Below are 2511 nucleotides of genomic sequence, written 5' to 3'. Positions count from 1 at the left end.
TGCATTTCATATTCAAGGAAATCCTAAAGCATGACCATAACAAATTTCGTATTCTTCTGACATGGCAAAAGACATCTATTTTTGCCAGAAACTCTAGTCTATGGGGTGGGGGAAGTATTTCTCCATTACGATTAATTCGTAATTATGAGGAATTACAATGAATAGAACAGAGCGCAAACGTGAAAAGCAGCCAGAAGCGATCATTCCTTATGTGCGCCATGTCAACAAGCACATCATTGCGCTGGATTCACGCGCTCTCATGAGCGTTATTAAACTTGAAGGGATTAACTTTGAGACAGCAGATATTATTGATCTGAATGTGCTTCACGAACAGCTCAATAATCTGTTTAAAAACATAGCGGATGAACGGATAGCGCTTTATAGCCATATTATCAGAAAGCGTGAAACGATTTATCCGGATGGGACTTTCAGATCGGCATTTGCCAAGCAATTAGATGATAAATATCGCGACCGGATGATTTCACAGGAGCTTTATCGCAATGATCTTTATCTTTCTATTTTGTGGAATCCACACGTTGATCAAACGGATAAATTAGTGGAGTTTTTCAAACGTTTAGGCAAAGCCAAGCAAGAAAAGACAGAAGTTGATGCAGAGTCCATTCGCAAGCTTGAAGATATTACAACAGATCTTATTCAAAATTTAGAGCGTTATGGTGCAAGAAGATTGAGTCTTTATGAACATGAAGGCAATATTTATTCGCAGCAAAGTGAGTTTATCCACCAATTGGTAGGAGGTCGTCGTGAACGGATACCTCTCACATGGGGGACGATAGCTTCGACTGTTTATTCAGACCGTCTCATTTTTGGGAAAGAGATCATAGAAATACGCTATGAGGCGGCACAGCGGTTTGCGGGCATGTTTGGTTGGAAAGAATATCCAGCAAAAACCAGGGTAGGCATGGCGGATGGTTTGCTCACCCTTCCCTTTGAGTTTATTTTCACCCAATCTTTTATTTTCAAGAGCAAAAATGCTGCCAAACAGATTATGGGGCGCAAACAGAATCAAATGGTCAATGCAGGAGATCGAGCAGGTTCACAAATTATGGAACTGGATGATGCGCTTGATGATCTTGAATCCAATCGTTTTGTTTTAGGGGAACATCATTTATCATTGGCAGTTTTTGCTGATACGCCGCAAGAGTTAGCGGATAATCTTGCCAAAGCGCGTTCTCATCTTACAAATGGTGGGGCTGTCATTGCGCGGGAAGATTTAGGGTTAGTGGCGGCTTGGTGGGCACAATTGCCTGGCAATTATGCTTATCGCACCCGCTCTGGTGCAATAACAAGCCGCAATTATGCAGCGCTTTCTCCTTTTCATTCTTTTCCGGTTGGAAAAATAGATGGCAATGTATGGGGACCAGCGGTAGCCTTGATGAAAACCTCTGCTGGTTCACCGTTTTATTTTAACTTTCACTTTGGAGATTTAGGCAATACGTTTGTTTGTGGTCCCTCTGGTTCTGGGAAAACGGTTATTGTCAATTTTCTTTTAGCACAGCTTCAAAAGCATGATCCCAATATGGTCTTTTTTGATAAAGATCGGGGCGCAGAACTTTTTGTCAGAGCGGGTGGCGGCACTTATATGCCCTTGAAGAATGGTAGACCGACAGGCATAGCACCGCTAAAAGGCTTAGACTATAACAATCCAGCAGATAGAGTTTTTTTACGCCAATGGATTATAAAGCTTGTTTCTTCTGAAGATCAAAAGATCAGTGAATCAGAAAGACAAGATATTTCTGCTGCTGTTGACCAACTTGCCTTGTTGCCAAAAGAACAACGGACGATCTCCGCCTTACAAATGTTTTTTGACACCACGCACAGGGAGGGGATAGCGGGTCGTTTAGAAAGATGGTGTAAAGGCAATGCCTTAGGGTGGGTTTTTGACAATCCTGATGACGACATTGGCATTGATGCAAAATTTATTGGTTATGACATGACGGATTTTTTAGACAATAATGAAATTCGTCCCCCCTTAATGATGTATCTTTTTCATAGGATTTTGTCTCTGATTGATGGGCGTCGTATTATCATTGTCATTGATGAGTTTTGGAAAGCCTTAGAGGATGATTCCTTTAAAGCCTTTGCGCAAGACAGGCTGAAAACTATCCGTAAACAAAATGGTTTGATGTTGTTTGCAACGCAATCTCCCAAAGATGCGATCAATTCGACCATTGCCCACACCATTATAGAGCAATGCCCCACACAGATTTATTTTCCCAATCAAAAGGGCAATCATGGGGATTATGTAGAAGGTTTTAAATTATCGGACAGAGAATTTAACCTGATACAATCAGAATTAAGCCGTGAGTCACGGCGTTTTCTCATCAAACAAGGACAAAGTTCAGTTGTAGCAGAACTAAATTTACGCGGCTTTGATGATGAAATAGCCATTTTAAGTGGCACCACCAAGAATATTGAACTCCTAGAGACCATTATGGATGAAGTTGGACAATCTCCAGAAAAATGGCTTCCTATTTTTCAAGAAAGGTCAAA

General features: G+C 41.2%; 1 protein-coding gene and 1 pseudogene. Both read left to right on the top strand.

The features are described 5' to 3' along the window. Positions 1-161, top strand: a pseudogene (locus ACFINM_RS09600) (type IV secretion system protein VirB3); the annotation flags it as partial. Next, on the top strand, positions 158-2511 hold a 2354-nt coding region (locus ACFINM_RS09595; RefSeq protein WP_375641272.1), incomplete at its 3' end, for a VirB4 family type IV secretion/conjugal transfer ATPase. The pseudogene ACFINM_RS09600 and the gene ACFINM_RS09595, both read left to right, overlap by 4 nt.

This window comes from Bartonella sp. AA168HLJHH, assembly GCF_042197365.1.
In the GTDB taxonomy this organism is placed as follows: Bacteria; Pseudomonadota; Alphaproteobacteria; order Rhizobiales; family Rhizobiaceae; genus Bartonella.
This window is presented reverse-complemented; position numbering and strand designations above follow the sequence as displayed.